Raw genomic sequence first — 17,563 nt, 5'->3', positions numbered from 1 at the left:
GCGTGCGGTCCTGCTCAACCGCGCCGGCGCGTGGCCCGCGACCCGGTGGACACACGTTTGCTTCAATTCGTCGCGCAGGACACCATTTCCTCCGCGAGTTCCAACACCAACCCTGCCAACGACGCTCTGCTCCCGCCCCATTCGGGTACCCCTCCAGCCGCACCTGCGGATACTGATGGTGATGGCATGCCCGACGCGTGGGAGATCGCCAAGGGTTTGAATCCCAATGTCGCGAATTCCAACGCCAATCATCCTTCGACGCAAGAATATACCGATCTGGAGGTCTACCTACAGGAGTTGTCCGCCATCGCGTCGAACGGGAGGGCGGCGATCCGTGCCCGAAGGCGACCCGCGCGGGCACGTTGACGTTCTCCGAAGAACTGCTGCCCATCGATCTCGCGGTACGCGATTGGGCCCGCCGCGTCGCCACCGTCGCCGCACGTCTGCGGCGCGTCGACAACCCGGAGAATTCGTGACCCTCGTCGATGAGGTAGTCAGAAATGTCGCGGCGGCACAATTGCGAATCAGGCGCGCACTGCACCGAAGTCAGTAGTCCTGCACGCGCTCAGGGCGCTTCCCACGTGCTCGGTACCACCATGGCCGGACGGTCAGTGTTGTGCAGTGTGGCCATGGCGACGCTACCCAGCACGATCTCCCGTGCCAGCGAACGTCCGCGCGATCCGACGACTATCGCCGCCGCATCGCGCTCGCGGGCGGCGGCGATCAGCGCATCAGCGATCCCGTGTGCGCGGAAGCCACGGCCGCTTTCGACCCTGAGCCGAGTGACCTTCCGGCCGCCCAACTCTTCAGCGTCGACCGATGAGGGCGCGGCGTCGGTGTCGTCGTCAACAGAGACCAGCAACACGTCCCGATCCGGGAACAGCCGCGTCGCCGCCTCGAACGCTGTCTCGGCACCGGCCGAGCTGTCCCAGCCAACAATCGCCGGCCCGTGCGACAGCGCTGCGTACTCGGCGGCCAACATCGGATGCGGGACGATGACCGTGGGTCGCGCGCAGTAGTGCACGACAAGGTCAGACACGCTGCCCAGCACCGCTTGAGTGCCACCGAGTCCGCGGGAACCAACCAGGACGAGGTCCGCGGCGACCTCCTCGGCGGCCTGCGCGATCCGCCAGCCCTCCCCGCCCCAGGTCCGTTTCAGCAATGCCTCGGCTTCCCACCCGGCGGCGCGGGCCAGTGTCACGCCCGTCGCCACGAGCCGCTGGGCCTCACGCTCGCCCTCCTGCTCGACCATCGCGATCAATTCATTGACATCACGAGCGCGGGTGCGCAGCCGTCGGCGGATCTTGTCGCTGGCGAAGGGCGGAACCCACAGATAGGTGATCCATCCATGCGCCCCTGGGAACAGCAACCCGCCTACGTCGATCGCGGAGCCCGCCTCTGGCGAGCCGTCGTACCCCATGACCACACGGACTGCCATCGTCGATCTCCTCAAGTCTCGGTATCGTGAATTCGCTTCCGCGTCAGCGGTCCTGGGGCTTGCGGGCCACGATCACCGGAATCCGCGCCGAGTGCACCACGGTCCGACCGACCGAGCCCAGCAGCATGCCGGTGAACCCGCCGCGGCCATGGCTGCCCACGACGACAAGTTGAGCATTCTCTGCCTGTTCGAGCAAACGGGGTGCCGGTCGGTCGCTGACCACCACCTTGCGCACGGTGACATCGGGGTACCGGTCCTGATATCCGCAGAGACGTTCGGACAGGACCTCTTCTTCTTGCTCTTTGAAGTTACGCCACTCGATGGGCGCCATATCCGTAGGTGGAAAACCTAGGGGACCCATGTCGGTCCACGCGTGCAGCGCGACCAAGTCCACACCGCGTCTCGATGCTTCATCGAAGGCGATCTCGGTGGCCAGTTCCGAGGTGGGTGAGCCGTCAATGCCGACCACGACCGGCGCCTGGGATGCCCGGGACATCGGGTCCTCATCGTGGATCACCGCGACCGGGCAGTGCGCGTGGTGCACCAGCCCGGAGCTGACCGATCCCAGCAATGCACCCGCAACCGCGTCTTCGCCGCGGCAGCCGACCACGACCATGTCGGCGGTCTTGGACAGGTCGACGAGGCCGGGGACGGTCGGTGTGTGCAGCACCTCGCTGGTCACTTGCGAGGCCCGATCGGGGGCGGCGGCCTCGACGGCGACCTTGTGAGCCTGTTCGAGGATCCGGCTCGCCTGCTCTTCCTGGAACTGCGAGTAGACGTCGGTCGGGAACGCCGACCACCCCTCGGCGACATATGTCAGGGGAGCGACGACGTGCACCACCCTGAGCGGCACGTTGTGCATCTCGGCGTCGCGAGCGGCCCATGCGACCGCCGCGGTCGATGAGGATGAACCGTCGACGCCGACGACGATTCCGCGGTGTGTTTCACGGTTCATGTTGCTGACGTTAGTTCGTGGCCGTTGCCCATGAACAGGAGGCGTTGGTCCTCACCTCGTGGCCCAATGTGCGCTTCGGTGCTTGCCGCACGACGGCGACGTACGCTGACGAACGACGTGTGCGAGAGGGGATGCGGTCGCATGAGTTCTCTTGCCGACGATCGATCGTCCGAACCGACCGGCGAGGAGGAGCCGGACTACCGCTTCACGCTGGCGAACGAGCGGACCTTTCTGGCATGGATTCGTACGGCGCTGGCGCTGATCGCCGGTGCATCGCCGTCGTACAGTTCGTGCCGGAATTCGGGATCCCGGGAGTGCGGCATGGCCTCAGTGTGGTGCTGACCGCCGGGGGCGGTCTGCTGGCGGCGCAGGCAGTGCGGCGCTGGCAACGCGTACAAACCGCGATGCGCCGCGATCAGGATCTGCCACCCACCCACGTGCCGTTGGTGCTCGGCGGAGCGATCTTCGCGGTGACCGTCGTGTTGCTAGTGGTGCTGGTCGTCTGGCCGCCGGCTGGGCCGTGAGATGCCCGGTCGTGAACTCAGCAAACCCGGTCTGCCGGCAGAGCGCACTCTGTTGTCCTGGGAGAGAAGCACATTCGGCTTCCGGGTCGGCGGTGCGCTGGTGTTGCTGCGGCAGCACGGCCCTCTCGGTCCCGGGCGGACAGTGTTGGCACTCACCGCGGCACTACTCGCGCTGCTCGTCCTCGGGCTCGGTTACCGGCGATCGCGAGATAGCAAAGCCAGTCCGGTCATCGCGGACCGAGTCGTCACGCTCGCCCCTCGCGCAGAGGTTCTCCTGATCGGTGGCGCCACGGTCGGCTTCGCGATGGCAATCGTGGTGGCGCTGTACTCAGCGTGACCGCTCACTGACGAGCCCCAATTTCTCGGCCTGCTCGAAGCTGCCGTCAACGAGGACCACGGTGCGGTCGGGTCCGTCGATCATCGAGGCGGCGATGGAGGAGCGGTAACCGGAGGCGCAGTGGACCCAGACCTCATCACGGGGGACTTCTCCGATGCGCCCGCTGAGTTTCATGCAGCGGAATGTTGAGCGCGCCGGGGAGGTGACCGTCGTCGTACTCGCCGCGCTGACGGACGTCGAGGACGGTGGGATTGTGCGTACGATGATCTCGGCGAGGTCGGCGAAGTCCGCGACGCGGTAGGACCGTAAGGGTTCGCCGTCGGCCAGCGTGTGGATCTCGCCGACGGCGGCTCCGGTGAGGTTGTCGACACCGATGCGGACGAGTTCACGTCGGGTGTCGGCGATTTGGTCCGTGTCGGTACCGATGGGGGTCAGCGGCGCACCCCAGGAATAGAGCCAGCCGAGGTAGGTGACGAAGGAATCCTCCGACAACTCGAAACCGAGGGTCCCGCCGACGTGGCCGGCGGGCGAAGGCGGTGCGGCTGTGCAGGTCCACCACCCACTCACCGGCGTCGATGCGCCGACGCAGTTCGTCCGGATCCACCGGTTGTGGCAGCGACAGATCGACGGGGGTGGGCCCTTTTTCGTTGATGACACCCATGTGCGCGTAGTACGAGGGGTATGCCGACAGGCCGGCAATCAGTTCGTCGACGTAGCTCTGTTCGTCCTGGGTCAATGCGGGATTGTTCTGGCGCTCATCGGCAATGGTGGACGAGTCGCCGCTGGCCGGGGTCGCCGAGCAGAAGCTGCCGAACCCATGGGTGGGATAGACCGGGGTGTTGTCGGGGAGCTCCGCAGCGAGACGGCGCACCGAGTGGAACTGCGCCCGGGTGAGCTCATCGGTGTGCTCGGAGCCGAGCAGGTCGGTGCGCCCCGTCGTCCCGTGCAGCAATGATCCGCCGGTGAACACCCCAACAACAGTGTCGGCGGAGTCACATGTGCGCTATCCCAACGTCTTCAGCCTCGGCGACGCCGGATCGTCACCGAACTCCAAGACCGGGGCCGCGATCCGCAAGCAGGCCCCCGTCGTGGTCGACAACATTGAGGCATTTCTCGAGGACCGACCACTGGGCGCCCGCTACAACGGGTACGGGTCGTGCCCGATCGTCACGTCCTCGCACGCGATGCTGTTGGGCGAGTTCGACTACGACCTGAAACTCACGCCGTCGTTCCCGGTGATCGACCCGACCAAACCGCACCGTGGCTATTGGAACCTCAAGAAGTATGGTCTGCCGTTCATGTACTGGAACCTGATGCTCAAGGGCCTCGCCTAGCAATACGACTGCCACCCAAGGAAAGGACACTGCAATGGCCACCAAGAATCTGACCTACGACAACTTCGAGTCCACCGTCGTCGACAATCCGATTGTCCTGGTCGACTTCTGGGCGTCGTGGTGCGGCCCGTGCCGGGCCTTCGCCCCGGTATTCGAGCGGTCGTCAGAAGCGCATCCCGACGTCGTGCATGCCAAGGTCGACACCCAGGCCGAACGCAATCTGGCCGCCACCCTGGAGATCCGGTCGATCCCCACCGTGATGGCGTTCCGTGATGGCGTGCTCGTGCACAGCCAGGCTGGGGCCCTGCCGAAGGCGGCACTCGAGGACCTGATCACTCGGGTGAAAGCGCTGAACATGGCCGAGGTCCGCGCCGAGATCGCCGCGCGGAAGGCCGGGGCGCCGGCCTAGCCGTTCACAACCTGCCTGGTCAATAAACCTAGCCCCACCTAGCCCCAGATGAAGGCCGAAAGTCCCTAATCCGATCGGCCCTACGGAACTGTCGCGGCATGCGTCGATCTGCCACCGTCGAAGGGTGAACACACCACTGGTAGGACTCGACGGGCCGGCCGGGTCCGAGCGCGGGTTGGCGAGGACGCTGCGACTATTCGGGGCGCACTGCGGACTGCTGGCGCTGGCTGAGGTCGTGCACTTCGAGGCGGCCGAATCTGCCACCCGGACTGACGTGGACGCTGCCGCGCAGCGCCTGGCCAAATTGGCGAACGGTGTCCAGATCGGGGGCGTGGTGCATACCGAGGTGCTCGCCGGCGCGCCCGGTCCGACGCTGCGCGGATTCGCCGAGCAGCAGAACATGGACCTGCTGGTGCTCGGCCGGCGCGGGCGCGACCTCTCCACCCGCCTGCTGGGCAGCGTGTCGGCCGACGTCATCCAGCACTCCCCGGTACCGGTGCTCGTCATCGAACCGGTGGACAACCCGGAGCGGATCGCAGCAGACGATCAGCGGGGGAAGGGCTGATGGCGGCGCTGGCATCCGTCGCAGCGAGTGCGCATCACGGGTTGTCTGGCCACGAGGTGGTCCTGCTACTGGAGACCGATCCGCATCGCGGGCTCACCAGCGACGAGGCAAGCGAGCGGTCGCAACGTTTTGGACTCAACGTCCTTCCCGAGCCGCCCGGTGCGGGACTGCCGATGCGGGTCCTGCGCCAATTCCACAACCCCCTCATCTATGTCCTGTTGGTCGCCGGCGCCGTCACCGCTCTGCTGCAAGAGTACGTCGACTCCGTCGTGATCTTCGCCGTGGTGATCGTCAACGCCTTCGTCGGCTTCCTCCAGGAATCCCGGGCCGAGGCGGCGCTGCAAAGCCTGCGCGCGATGGTCCACACCGACGCCAAGGTGATCCGCGGAGGGCGGGAGCGCGTCGTGGCGTCCGAACAACTCGTGCCCGGGGATTTGGTACTTGTCGAGGCCGGCGACAAGGTGCCCGCGGATATTCGCCTGCTCCGGCAGACCGAACTGCGCGTCGACGAATCGGCGTTGACCGGCGAATCGGTATCCACGGCAAAGGAGCCGGTCGTGCTCCCTGACGCGACCCCAGTGGCGGACCGATGCAACATGGCCCACTCGGGCACGCTGGTGACCGCGGGTTCCGGTGCCGGGATCGTGGTGGCCACGGGAGCGGAGACGGAGATCGGCGAGATCCACCGGCTCGTCGGTGCCGCGACGACGTTGGCCACGCCCCTGACCGAGAAGCTGGCCCGGTTCAGCAAGGCCCTCACCGTCGGCATCCTGGCTCTGGCCGCGTTGACCTTCGCCATCGGCTTACTCCGCAGGCAGGACGCCGTGGAGACCTTCACGGCAGCCGTCGCGCTGGCGGTCGGGGCGATCCCGGAGGGTCTCCCCGCCGCCGTGACGATCACACTGGCCATCGGCGTCGCACGAATGGCCAAGCGCAGAGCGGTCATTCGCCGGCTGCCTGCCGTGGAAACCCTCGGCAGCACCACTGTCATCTGCGCCGACAAGACCGGCACCCTCACCGAGAACCAGATGACGGTGCGGGCGATCTGGACACCCGACGAGTCGGTGGAAGCGACGGGGTCCGGATATGCAGTCGACGGTGCGTTGCGGTCGCGAGACGGAACCCCGGTGTCGATCGAGGCGAACGCCGCGCTGCGATGGACACTGCTCGCGGGTGCAGCATGCAACGACGCGGCTCTGATACCCGCCGGCGAGCGGTGGGACATCGTCGGTGACCCCACCGAAGCAGCCCTGCTGGTCGTCGCGGTCAAGGCTGGTCTCACGCCGGATCGCCTCGCCGAGAGCCTTTCTCGCGTCGAGGCGATCCCGTTCAGCTCGGAACGCCAGTACATGGCCACCCTGCACCGATCCGAACATGATGAAAACGTCGTGCTCGTCAAGGGTGCGGTGGAGCGGATGCTCGAGCTGTGCAGCGCTCAGATGCGTGCCAACGGTTCGGTGCAACCCATCGACCGTCCGGTCGTGCTGGGGGCGGCCGAACGGCTTGCGGCCAATGGCCTACGGGTGTTGGCGATCGGTGTCCGCACACCGGCGGACCGCGCCGACTTCACCGAGGACGCGCTACCTGGCACGGTGACGCTGACCGGTTTGCAGGCCATGCTCGACCCACCCCGCGCGGCCGCCACACCGGCGGTGACCGCATGCCACTCCGCGGGGATCGCGGTGAAGATGATCACCGGTGACCACGCCGGCACTGCCAGCGCGATTGCCGGCGCCGTGGGGGTGCTGGACGACGGCAAGCCCCGAGACGGAGTCGTGCTGACCGGCGCACAGCTGGCTGAGCTGCCACCCGAAGAGTTCCCAGACGCGGTCGAGCGGGCGAGTGTCTTCGCCCGAGTGTCACCGGAGCAGAAGCTACGGCTGGTCGAGGCTTTGCAGGACAGGGGCCATGTCGTCGCGATGACCGGCGACGGCGTCAACGACGCGCCCGCGTTGAGGCAGGCGAACATCGGGGTCGCCATGGGTCGAAGCGGAACCGAGGTCGCCAAGGACGCCGCCGACATGGTTCTGACCGATGACGATTTCGCGACCATCGAAGCCGCCGTCGAGGAAGGCCGCGGCGTCTTCGACAATCTCACGAAGTTCATCATGTGGACCTTGCCCACGAATATCGGCGAGGGCCTGGTGATTCTGGTGGCGATCGCCCTGGGCGCGGCACTGCCGATCCTCCCGACCCAGATCCTGTGGATCAACATGACCACCGCGGTGGCACTCGGGCTCATGCTGGCCTTCGAGCCCAAGGAGGACGGCATCATGACCCGGCCTCCGCGAGATCCGGGCCAGCCGCTGCTCACCCGAGCCTTGGTCGGCCGCGTCCTGCTGGTGTCCAGCCTGCTCGTCGCCGGCGCGTGGTGGCTGTTCGAGTGGGAACTGGCCAACGGCGCCACCTTGCCCGAGGCCCGTACCGCTGCGCTGAATTTGTTCGTCGCGGTCGAAGCCTCTTACCTGTTCAGCTGCCGCTCGCTGACCCGATCTGCCTGGCGCATCGGCCTGTTCACCAACCGCTGGCTCATCGTGGGTGTCGCCACCCAGGCTGTTGCGCAACTCGTGATCACCTACCTGCCCGCGATGAACGTCGTGTTCCAGACGGCGCCGCTGGACATCGGTGGCTGGCTGCGCATCTTCGCGATCGCCTTCGTTGTCAGCTTGGCAGTGGGCGCGGAGAAGTGGCTCCGGGCACGTAGAAAATAGACTCTGGATAATGGACCTGCACCCGTTCACCACAATCGCCGTGATCTTGGCGATCGCCACTGTCGCCGGGCTGGTCGCCACCCGACTGCGCCAACCACTGATCGTCGCGTTCATCGCGGTAGGCATCGTGGTCGGCCCCGTGGGCACCGGATGGGTGTCGGCCGACAGTACGATCGAATTACTTGCCAGGCTCGGTATCGCGATCCTGCTGTTCCTGGTTGGACTTCGGCTCGATCTGCACACGATTCGCAGCACTGGCCCCGTAACGTTGGCGACCGGCCTCGGACAGTTGGCCTTCACCTCCGTGATCGGCTACCTCATCGCACACGGGCTCGGCATGGACAGTGTCACCGCGGTCTACGTCGGTGTCGCCCTGACGTTCTCGTCGACGATCATCATCGTCAAGCTGTTGTCGGACAAACGAGAACTCGACCAGCTGCATGGGCGGATCGCGGTCGGCTTCCTCATCGTCCAGGACATCGTCGCGGTGCTGGTGATGATCGTGCTCACCGCCTTCGGACAGGACACCGGTGACAACCTCGGCCTCGGTATCGCTACCGTGCTGCTGAAGGGCGCAGGCCTGCTCGGCGGCACCTGGCTGCTCATGCGATTCATCCTGCCGTGGCTGCTGCCGCACATCGCGAAGTCTCAAGAACTACTGGTGCTCTTCGGGGTGTCCTATGCCACGTCGTTGGCGGCGTTCAGCGAGTGGCTGGGGTTCAGCTCGGAAGTCGGCGCCTTCCTCGCGGGAGTGTCGCTGGCGAGCACGCCGTTTCGTGAGGCGTTGGGGGCACGGCTGGTCAGCCTGCGGGACTTCCTGCTGTTGTTCTTCTTCCTCGATCTCGGTGCGCGTCTCGAATTCACCGATGCTGCAAGACAGATCACCGAGGCTGTGATCTTCTCAGCATTCGTGCTGATCGGAAACCCGTTGATCGTCATCGTGATCATGGCCGCGATGCGTTACCCCGTGCGGATCGGCTTTCTTGCCGGGCTCACCGTCGCCCAGATATCGGAGTTCTCCCTGATTCTCGCTGCTCTCGGGTTGAGCCTCGGCCATATCACCAGCGCCACAGTCAGTCTGATCACCGTCGTCGGCCTGATCACGATCGGCGGATCGACCTACATGATCATGTACTCACACCAGCTCTACGACCGGCTGAGCCGGTGGCTCTCGGTGTTCGAGCGAAGCGGCAGCCGCGCACCGGAACACCCCGACACCTCTAATGATTTCGACGTGATTCTATTCGGGCTGGGCCGATTCGGCGGTCACCTTGATCAGCGCCTCAACAGCGCCGGTCACCGGGTCCTCGCGGTCGACTACGACCCGCACGCGGTGAAGACCAACAACCGTGACGGTGTGACGGCGATGTTCGGCAGCGCCGAGGACGTCGACCTTCTTGCTGCCTTGCCGCTGGACCGGGCAAAGTACGTCGTCAGCGCCATCCCGATACAGCAAACCAACCTGGCCCTCCTGCATGGCCTCCGCCATCACCAGTTCGACGGCACCATCGCGCTGACCGCCCACACCAGCCACGACGCCGAGCAACTGCGCGCCACCGGGGTGCATACGGTGCTCGAACCCTTTTCTGCAGCGGCCCACACGACATCGGAGACGCTGCACGACTTGCGCACCGAGGATGTCGACTCGACGGATCGTGACGAGAAGACCGAATGAGCCACTACTGGCCGCAGGTCGCCCTGGTGGTTTCGCTCATCGTCGTCAACGGACTGCTGGCCGGCAGTGAAGCCGCATACATCTCTCTGCGAGAGGGTCAGCTGCGCGAGTTCGAGCGCCGCGCCAAAGGTCGGGAGCGCGTCGTCGTACGCCTGGCGCGAGAGCCGAACCGGTTTCTCGCGACAATCCAGCTGGGTATCACGCTGGCTGGATTCCTCGCTTCGGCCACCGCAGCAGTCACACTGGCGGAGCCGGTGGTCGCTGGCCTCTCTTTTCTCGGTGATGCCGCCGAGATCGTCGGCATCACCGTCGTCACGATGCTGGTGGCGATCTTCACCTTGGTGGTCGGCGAGCTTGCGCCGAAGCGACTGGCGATGCAGCACGCCCGCCGCTGGGCCGTTGTGGTGGCCATGCCTCTAGAGGTGCTGTCGGTCATCGCGAGACCCGTCGTCTGGTTCCTGGGGAAGGCCACCGACGTGGTCGTGCGGTTGTTGGGGGGCGACCCGAGTGCGGGTAGGGAGGAGTTGACGGTCGAAGAACTACGACACCTGATAACCGGCCACCGAGGGCTGTCCGCCGAGCAGCGGACGATCATCACCGGAGCCCTGGAAATTCACGAGCGCAGACTCCGCGAGGTCATCGTGCCGCGACCGGCGGTGCGGCGACTGGACGCGAGTCTGCCCTTGGAGCAGGCTCGTGTCGACCTCGCGGCCTCAGGCCATATCCGGGCACCGGTCGTCGCCTCAGGTGATCTCGACGATGTGCTCGGCGTAGTCCACCTGCGCGACCTCCTCGGCTCGTCGGGCACCGTGACCGACGTGATGCATCCGGTACTCAGGTTGCCCGACAGCCTACGCGTCAGTTCGGCCCTCAGCCGGTTCATGGCTGAGCACGAACACTTCGCCATGGTGATCGATGAACGAGGTGGTGTGGCCGGGATCGTCACCCTCGAGGACTTGTTGGAGGAGATCGTCGGCGAAATCTATGACGAGGCGGACCGCGACATCTGGTCTGTCAAGACCATGCCCGACGGAAGTCTGCTTCTGCCAGGGACTTTCCCCATCCACGACCTGCCTGACATTGGTGTCGACCTCGAGAGCGTGCCGAAGGGTGATTTCACCACGGTCGCCGGATTGGTGGTGGCTGCGCTAGGCCGCATCCCCACCGGCCCTGGAGATCGCGTCGGTCTGCCGGAGTGCACCATCGACGTCACCTCGGTGAGCAGGCATGCCATCACTGGAGTGCGACTCAGTCAACGAACCGCCGAGTGAAGGGGCGAACGGTTCAATCGGTATGCCGGTGGTCTGCGGCGTAGGCCTTGATGACGGCCTCGGTATCCCCGCCGAGTCGCAGGAACTCTTCGTCAAGAAGCGCGGCGAGGCTCGCGACCGCGGCCGAGATGAGCGCGCCTGCCAGCTGTGTCTGCGGGATTCGGCAGACTCACCGGCGACGAGACCGGCGGCCTGGGCAACATGAACTTCGACGTCGGCTGGGGCAGGCTGTTCGGGCACTCGATGGGCGCCTACGCCGCGTGGCTGATTCCCGCCGCCCTGGTGTGCCTCGCCACCGGGTTGCTCATCACCCGTAGCGCCCCGCGGACCGACCCGACCAGGGCCGGGTCGATCCTGTGGGGCGGCTGGCTGGTGTTCACCGCGCTCGTCTTCAGCTGTGCCAACGGCATCCTTCACCAGTACTACACCGTCGCCCGCGATCGGCGCAGTCATCGGCATTGGCGCAATACTGCTGTGGCGCAATAGGTCCGACATACGGGCCGCCGTCGCGATGTCGGCCATGCTGCTCGTCACGGTGATCCTCGCCGCCGTACTGCTGGCTCGGCGCTACGACTGGCTGCCCTGGTTGGGCACGGCGGTGGCCGTCGCCGGTGTCGCTGCCGCGGTGCTGCTGCTGGTGGTGAGTCGGCTCCCGGCGTGCGTCGCCACGGGTGTGGCCGCGCTGGCCGTCCTGGCCTGTCTGGCCGCGCCGACCGCCTACGCACTCGCCACGGTGGCCACCCCACACTCCGGGGCGATCCCGTCGGTGGGACCGCCGCGCGGACACGGTTCCTTCGGGGGTCCGGGCGGCCCCGGCGGCGGTTTCCTCGACATTCCCGAGGCCGGGCCCGGTCTGACGGCACTGCTGTCCGACGGTGCCGACCGCGACCGGTGGACCGCCGCGGTCGTCGGCTCGAGCAACGTGGCGGGCTACCAACTGGCCGGCCGCGCCCCGGTGATGGCCGTCGGCGGCTTCAATGGCACCGATCCGGCGCCGACGCTCGCCGAGTTCCAGCGTGACGTGGCCGACGGCCGCATCCACTACTTCATCCGCGGTCGTTCGATGTTCGTCATGCCCGGTGGCCGCGACCATGGCGGCAGTCGCGACGCCGCCGACATCAGCGCGTGGGTCGAGGCGCACTACTCCCCGAAGACGGTCGACGATGTCGTCGTCTACGACCTGACCCAGCGGCCGTCGGATTCATAGCGGGCGTTCACCAAGACCGACGTGGGCGGCACGACCGTCTACGACCTGCAATCACCGCGATCCTGAATCTACGGCCACGGGCAGGCGTTGACTATCGTCACTGTCGTCGTCTGCCCCCTAGGAGGTCCCAATGTCCGTGACCGACGAGTACCTCAAGAACAACGAGGCCTACGCCGCTGAGTTCACCGGTCCGTTGCCGTTGCCACCGAGCAAACACGTCGCGGTCGTCGCCTGCATGGATGCCCGACTGGACGTGTACCGCGTCCTGGGCCTGGCCGACGGGGAGGCGCACGTCATTCGCAATGCCGGCGGAGTGGTGACCGACGACGAGATCCGATCGTTGGCGATCAGCCAGCGACTGCTCGGCACCAAGGAGATCATCCTCATCCACCACACCGACTGCGGCATGCTGACCTTCACAGACGATGGCTTCAAGCAGCAGATCCAGGACGAGATCGGACTCAAGCCCGAATGGGCCGCCGAGTCGTTCCAGGACGTGGAGGAGGACGTGCGACAGTCGTTGCGCCGCATCGAGGCCAGCCCGTTCGTGACCAAGCACGAGTCGTTGCGGGGCTTCGTCTTCGACGTCGCGACGGGCAAGCTGAACGAGGTCACCCCCTAGCGGCTTGCGCGCCGAGTGTGTGGCTTCCCGTCGACAGATCGACGAATCCTCGACGGAAACCCCCACAGTCGGCATCAGATCGGGCATCCGGCGGCGCGGAGTTTCGCCCTCACACGCGTGAGGATGACGTCAGGGCGTTCGAGCATCTCCGCGCTGACCCTGATGATGGTCCAACCCGCTTCCTCCAGGATCGCGATCCGGTCGATGTCCCAGGAACGTTGACGACGATTCGTCCAGTGCTGCACACCGTCGTACTCGACCGCCACGAGCCATTGCCGCCAACCCATGTCCACCCGGATGAAGGGCGCGCCGTATCGGTCGCGAAGTTCGATCTGTGTTTCGAGTTCGGGCAACCCTGCCCTGCGCAGAAGCAATCGCACCCGACTTTCTTGAGGCGATTCAGCGCCTGGATCTGTCAAGGCCATGGCGGCGCGCAACTTTCGCACACCAGGGTGATGCGGCCTGACGTCGGCCAGCGCGATCACTTCCGCGGCCTTCAGTCGAGTGGCGTTCATCAGCGCGTCGAGAATCGGGATGGCCAGGTCCGCCTCGAGTGTGCGGCCGATGTCGAAGGCGGTGCGGGCCGGGGTAGTGCATCGCATGCCGCGAACGGCACGCGTCTCGTCGGGCGATACGTCCCACGTGTGCAGCATCAATTCGGCTGGACCGTGTCGGTCACTCCTGATGAGTTCGGCGGGAGCGTGGCCGTCCAGCCACTTGGTGCCGAGCACCGCTGCGGCGGACAGGCGGGCCAGTACCGCATCGCCACCGGACCATAGCCACGCCGCCCTGGCCCGCGTTTCTGCCGTCATCACTGATTCCGTCGGAACGTAGACGTTCCGATGAAGTGCCCGATACTTGGTCCGCAGCTGGTAACCAGTGAGCAGACCCTGACGCACTGCCTCGCTGCCGAGGAAGGGTGCGCCGTCCATGTCGTGCACACTGGCCGGGGCATCCGACGTGCAGTCACATTCGGTCCGGAGTTATGCACAGTCGGTCTGTCGCGACTGTGCGGCGTGTCGTGGCGTGCGCGGTGAATTCTCAACGAGAACCCCCACACTTCACGACGAAATCACCCCACTTTGTAGGTCGCGATCGCCTTGGCGACCAGTTCGCCGTCCGGCGTGATGACGTCCACGTCGCAGTTGACCGACGTCTTGCCGCGCCGCAGCACCCGCCCGACGCCGATCAGGTCGGTGGCTCTGGCCGGCGCGAGATACTGCAGCGCCATCGACGTCGTCACGCCGCGCAATGATTCGGCCGCCAGCACTCCGGCCCACGCCGCGGTCATCACCGTGATGTCGGCCAGTGCGGCAATCGCGCCGCCGTGCACCATGTCGCCGAGTGTGACGTTGGTGGGGTCCCACGGCAGGCGTACGCGCACCTCATCGCCGTCGAGAACCTCGGGCAAGATGCCGAGCTTCGTGACGAACGGTGACTGCGGCAGGAATTGCGCCATGATCTCGGGGCCGGTGGGTGACGACATGTCCCCATCATGTTCCCTTCGTGGAACGCGTTTCAATTACCCGCGGGGTAGTGGTTCAGGACAGGAAGCGCTGGGCGTAGGGCGCGAATCGCTCGCGGAGGGTCTCCTCTTCGAGGCCGAACATCTCGCACGACGTCGCCACCCGGCCCAACCGGTTGGGTTGATGGCCCGCCAGGTAGCCGGCCATCGCGGCACGTACCCCGTCGGTCACCGGCTCGCCGGCCAGTGCGTAGATCCGTTCGGTGACGCCGAGTTCGTCGGCCATGAAGTCGTCGAAGCGCACGTCGATCGAGCGCTCCGGACCGATGACGTCTCGGTCGCGCATGAAGGCGGTGAGCATCAGGTCGAGGCGGTCGACCCACGACGCGGCGATCTCCTCGACGGGCACCGGGCTGCGGTGCATTCGCGCGGAGTAGGTGATCATCGCGATCATCGACAGCACCACCGGCATCGGATCGCGATGCGTGCACACGACGACCAACCCTGGGAACACGCGGTCCAACACTGCGAGTTGCTCGAGGTGTTGCGGCGACTTGAGCAGCCAGCGCCGACCGCCGCGGAGGAACTGCAGTGCCTTGAGCTGAGTGGCGAGATGTTCGTAATGCGGTGTCTGGTCGTGAGATAGGTAGTAGTCGTGCCACCGCGGCGCCTGGCAGAGGGTTTCCATGAGCATCGTGGAGACGTCGTTCGCGAGAAGCTGGATCTCCTCGTGGACGTGGTCGGTCGTCATCTCGTGCATTAGCGCGAAGTGCGGCATGACGATGTTCATCACCTGGACGGCAACGTCCATCCGGCTGCGCCGCGGATCCGGCTCGATGCCCGCCTCGGACGCCATCGGAAAGGGCTCGACGCCCTCCCAGTACGGCAGGGTGCGGAAGGTGAAGCCCGCCCCCAGCAGATTGTGGAGATGGGTCGTCCCGGTGCGGGGCAGACCCGCGATGACGACGGGCGGTTCCAACTCGATTTCGTGGATCTCGGGGTGCCGCGCCAGCAGGTCGGTGAGCAGCAACCGGTTCTTCAGCACTCTGCAGCAGTTGGCTGAAGAAGTTGACGGTGCCTGCCGGGGTGAGACCGTCGATCTCGCGGACGTCCGCCAGGTAGACGTCGAATCGCTCCCGGTAGTCGTCGGCGCCGAAGTCGTCGAGTCCGGTGTCCGCCATCGCCCTGGCGTGCAGCGCGTCGGCGTCGAGCGGGCAGTCCGGTGCCAGCGACGCCATCATGACGCGAATCTGCTCTGCCTCGGGACTGAACCGCGGCTCGGCGAGATCGTCGAGATGGACGCGGGCGGCTGTGGCGTCGGTCACAGCGACTTATGTTACTTTCAGTTCCGTAATGATGACGGCCTTTGGCAGGCCCCGTGACCCGCGCATCGTCGGTGCGGTACTCGAGGCGACGGTGGAGTTGCTCGGCGAGACGGGTTACGCCGACCTCTCCGTCGATGCGATCGCTCGGCGGGCAGGCACCAGCAAGCCTGCGATCTACCGCCGCTGGCCGAGCAAGGCGCATCTCGTCCACGAGGCGGTGTTCCCGATCGGCGAGGCCACCGAACTCCCCGACACCGGATCGCTGGAGAGCGACATGCGCGCCATGGTGCGGCGTAGTGCAGACGTGTTGACCACGCCGGCCGCCAGCGCTGCGCTCCCAGGGTTGGTCGGCGAACTAGCTGCCGACCCGACCCTGCATATCGCGCTCCTGCAACGCTTTTCCGGTATCTTCTTCCGCAGTCTGACGGATCGACTCGAGGATGCCGTCGCGCGCGGGGAAGCGCGGTCGGACGCGACGGCGAACGAACTCGTCGAAGCCGTCGCGGGCATCACCTTCTTCGCCCTGCTCACCCACGGGGCAACGCTCGACGACGCCTGGGTGGACCGAACGGCCAGCCTGATCACGAGAGGCATCAGCACATGACCGACCACGAGTCCACCGCCGCGTGGCGCGAACTGTTGGAGACGTTGGGCAGCCTCGACCGCTCGTTCCTCACCGGCGATCGCGCCGTCACCGACGACCGACACGTCGCCGACGGATACCGAATGCTGGCGACCACCCTGGGCGTCGCATTCGACACCTATCTCTTCGCCGACCCCACTCGACCCAGGTGGGTGGAGATCAACACACCCGTCCGGCCCGACCGCCGATGGGGAGGCGACAACACCGACGCCTACTACCTCATGTGTCCGGTCGACCCGAAGCGCCGTTATCGCATCAGCGGCAACAGGGGCGACAGCGTCTACTTCTCGGTGACCGCCTACAACGAACCCTCCCCGGGCGCGTGGTCCGACAAGGTCGTGGCGATCGTGCGCGACGACGACCTCGAGGTGGACGCCGACGGGAACTTCTCGTCCGACCTCGGGCCCACGCCGGAGGCGGCCGTGCTGGTGACCCGCGACTATCAGGCCGACCCACGGACCGGTCGCCCCGTCGAATGGCGCATCGAGGCGCTCGACGAACCCGACGCCTTCCGGCACGGCGACGCGGAGACCGCGACAGCGCTACGCGCTAGCGCCGCCTGGATGCGCACGATGTTCGCGATCCTTCCGCTGGCCGTCGGGGTGCGCAGCGATGACGCGCACTCGCTTGGGCACGAAACATCCAGCGCCGCCAACGAATTCGCCGATCCATACCAGGTGCCCGACGCCAACTTCGGGTGGTCCGCCCGTGATGCCTGTTACGCCTATGGCAGCTTCGTTCTCGCCGACGACGAGGCCCTCGTCATCACGCACCGGCCGCCCGCATGCCGGTTCTGGAATCTGGTGGTCTGGAACCAGTTCATGGCGACACCGGGCGTGGCCGATGTGCGCAGTTCGATCAACGGCCACACCGTGGTGCCCAACGCCGACGGCTCGGTGACAATCGTGCTGTCTCGGGGCATGACGGGACACCCCAACTCGCTGACGACGCTCGACTATCCCCTGGGCAACCTCGCGTTTCGTTGGTTCCTGGCCGACGAGGTGCCGTCGCGGCCGGAGGCGCGTCTGGTCAAGGCGACGGATGCGCCGACGACGGTGAACTGAGCGGCCCCGATCGTTGAC

General features: G+C 66.2%; 14 protein-coding genes and 6 pseudogenes. 14 read left to right on the top strand and 6 right to left on the bottom strand.

From position 1 onward, the window contains the following. Both VET27_RS11095 and VET27_RS11090 read left to right on the top strand, forming a co-directional pair. The coding region (locus VET27_RS11095) for a hypothetical protein (RefSeq protein WP_526517952.1) at positions 1–366 on the top strand (366 nt) is incomplete at its 5' end. Beyond that, positions 300–461, top strand: a pseudogene (locus VET27_RS11090) (TetR/AcrR family transcriptional regulator); the annotation flags it as partial. The gene VET27_RS11095 and the pseudogene VET27_RS11090, both read left to right, overlap by 67 nt. 104 nt (positions 462–565) lie before the next feature. Here the strand turns inward: VET27_RS11090 and VET27_RS11085 are convergent. Both VET27_RS11085 and VET27_RS11080 read right to left on the bottom strand, forming a co-directional pair. After that, positions 566–1,438, bottom strand: coding sequence for a universal stress protein (locus VET27_RS11085; RefSeq protein ID WP_526517944.1), 873 nt, complete (start codon positions 1,436–1,438; stop codon positions 566–568). A gap of 43 nt (positions 1,439–1,481) precedes the next feature. Continuing rightward, the gene (locus VET27_RS11080; protein WP_526517942.1) at positions 1,482–2,393 is read right to left on the bottom strand and encodes a universal stress protein; all 912 of its coding nucleotides are present in this window, start codon (positions 2,391–2,393) and stop codon (positions 1,482–1,484) included. A gap of 141 nt (positions 2,394–2,534) precedes the next feature. Here VET27_RS11080 and VET27_RS11075 point away from each other — a divergent pair. Next, positions 2,535–2,917, top strand: a pseudogene (locus VET27_RS11075) (DUF202 domain-containing protein). 1 nt (position 2,918) lies between these two features. Continuing rightward, the gene (locus VET27_RS11070; protein WP_526517940.1) at positions 2,919–3,254 is read left to right on the top strand and encodes a DUF202 domain-containing protein; all 336 of its coding nucleotides are present in this window, start codon (positions 2,919–2,921) and stop codon (positions 3,252–3,254) included. On the opposite strand, the pseudogene VET27_RS11065 reads toward VET27_RS11070, so the two are convergent. Beyond that, positions 3,246–4,230, bottom strand: a pseudogene (locus VET27_RS11065) (rhodanese-like domain-containing protein); the annotation flags it as partial. The gene VET27_RS11070 and the pseudogene VET27_RS11065 sit on opposite strands and share 9 nt — an antisense overlap. A gap of 19 nt (positions 4,231–4,249) precedes the next feature. Here VET27_RS11065 and VET27_RS11060 point away from each other — a divergent pair. From VET27_RS11060 to VET27_RS11025, 8 genes and pseudogenes are all read left to right on the top strand, one after another. Continuing rightward, positions 4,250–4,588, top strand: a pseudogene (locus tag VET27_RS11060) (pyridine nucleotide-disulfide oxidoreductase); the annotation flags it as partial. Positions 4,589–4,622: 34 nt separating this feature from the next. Beyond that, positions 4,623–4,997 carry a thioredoxin gene (gene trxA, locus VET27_RS11055; RefSeq protein WP_526517938.1) on the top strand — a complete coding sequence of 125 codons (375 nt, stop codon included), beginning with the start codon at positions 4,623–4,625 and terminating at the stop codon, positions 4,995–4,997. Positions 4,998–5,121: 124 nt separating this feature from the next. Next, the gene (locus VET27_RS11050) at positions 5,122–5,562 is read left to right on the top strand and encodes a universal stress protein (protein ID WP_526517936.1); all 441 of its coding nucleotides are present in this window, start codon (positions 5,122–5,124) and stop codon (positions 5,560–5,562) included. Next, on the top strand, positions 5,562–8,273 hold the full coding sequence (locus VET27_RS11045; RefSeq protein WP_526517934.1) for a cation-transporting P-type ATPase: 2,712 nt from the start codon (positions 5,562–5,564) through the stop codon (positions 8,271–8,273). The genes VET27_RS11050 and VET27_RS11045 overlap by 1 nt, the downstream gene beginning before the upstream one ends. A 10-nt stretch (positions 8,274–8,283) precedes the next feature. Then, positions 8,284–9,948: a cation:proton antiporter gene (locus VET27_RS11040; protein WP_526517932.1), complete on the top strand. Its 1,665-nt coding sequence runs from the start codon at positions 8,284–8,286 to the stop codon at positions 9,946–9,948. Next, positions 9,945–11,219, top strand: a complete 1,275-nt coding sequence (locus tag VET27_RS11035) for a CNNM domain-containing protein (RefSeq protein ID WP_526517930.1) — start codon at positions 9,945–9,947, stop codon at positions 11,217–11,219. Before VET27_RS11040 ends, VET27_RS11035 begins: the two co-directional genes overlap by 4 nt. Positions 11,220–11,375: 156 nt before the next feature. Continuing rightward, a pseudogene (locus tag VET27_RS11030) lies at positions 11,376–12,426 on the top strand (mannosyltransferase YkcB-related protein); the annotation flags it as partial. Positions 12,427–12,556: 130 nt separating this feature from the next. Then, positions 12,557–13,048 (top strand): beta-class carbonic anhydrase, encoded by a 492-nt coding sequence (locus VET27_RS11025; RefSeq protein WP_526517928.1) that lies wholly within the window; start codon positions 12,557–12,559, stop codon positions 13,046–13,048. Positions 13,049–13,122: 74 nt separating this feature from the next. On the opposite strand, the gene VET27_RS11020 is transcribed toward VET27_RS11025, so the two are convergent. The 3 genes and pseudogenes from VET27_RS11020 to VET27_RS11010 all read right to left on the bottom strand — a co-directional run bounded on the left by VET27_RS11020 (position 13,123) and on the right by VET27_RS11010 (position 15,754). Further along, complete coding sequence (locus tag VET27_RS11020; RefSeq protein WP_526517926.1) at positions 13,123–13,980, bottom strand: endonuclease domain-containing protein; 858 nt, start codon at positions 13,978–13,980, stop codon at positions 13,123–13,125. A 140-nt stretch (positions 13,981–14,120) separates the two neighbouring features. Next, the gene (locus VET27_RS11015) at positions 14,121–14,510 is read right to left on the bottom strand and encodes a PaaI family thioesterase (RefSeq protein ID WP_526517950.1); all 390 of its coding nucleotides are present in this window, start codon (positions 14,508–14,510) and stop codon (positions 14,121–14,123) included. A 79-nt stretch (positions 14,511–14,589) separates the two neighbouring features. Then, positions 14,590–15,754, bottom strand: a pseudogene (locus tag VET27_RS11010) (sulfotransferase). A gap of 112 nt (positions 15,755–15,866) precedes the next feature. Between VET27_RS11010 and VET27_RS11005 the strand changes: the two are divergent. Both VET27_RS11005 and VET27_RS11000 read left to right on the top strand, forming a co-directional pair. Next, positions 15,867–16,442, top strand: coding sequence for a TetR/AcrR family transcriptional regulator (locus VET27_RS11005; protein WP_526517924.1), 576 nt, complete (start codon positions 15,867–15,869; stop codon positions 16,440–16,442). Beyond that, positions 16,439–17,545: a DUF1214 domain-containing protein gene (locus VET27_RS11000; protein ID WP_526517922.1), complete on the top strand. Its 1,107-nt coding sequence runs from the start codon at positions 16,439–16,441 to the stop codon at positions 17,543–17,545. The genes VET27_RS11005 and VET27_RS11000 overlap by 4 nt, the downstream gene beginning before the upstream one ends. Positions 17,546–17,563: the final 18 nt, after the last annotated feature.

It is taken from the genome of Mycobacterium sp. (assembly GCF_035633495.1).
Taxonomy (GTDB): Bacteria; Actinomycetota; Actinomycetes; order Mycobacteriales; family Mycobacteriaceae; genus Mycobacterium.
Note: the sequence above shows the minus strand (reverse complement) of the source record. Positions and strands in the feature narration are given on the sequence as shown.